Consider the following 323-nt stretch of genomic DNA (forward strand, 5'->3'; position numbering starts at 1 on the left):
TTTCCATCCTGTTGCCCGAGGATCGCGTCCCCTGGGCCGGGCATTCCGGGCGTTACGCCGCGGCGCAGGTGATGAAGGTCATCGAGGAGAACCGGACCAGCATCGTCTTCTGCAACACCCGCAGCCTGGCGGAACTGATCTTTCAGGATTTGTGGAAGGCCAACGACAAGGGCCTGCCGATCGGCGTCCACCACGGCAGTCTCGCGCTGGAGGCACGGCGCAAGGTCGAGGGCGCGATGGCGGACGGCAAGCTGCGTGCGCTGGTTGCGACCGCCAGCCTCGATCTCGGCGTCGACTGGGGCGATGTCGATTGGGTCGTGCAG

The 323-nt window shown here is 65.9% G+C and carries 1 protein-coding gene; it reads left to right on the forward strand.

Annotated features, from left to right (window positions below):
* On the forward strand, window positions 1-323 hold a 323-nt coding region (locus AC0IYH_RS30375), incomplete at both ends, for a helicase-related protein (protein WP_471837856.1).

It is taken from the genome of Pseudomonas sp. AC463 (assembly GCF_979253585.1).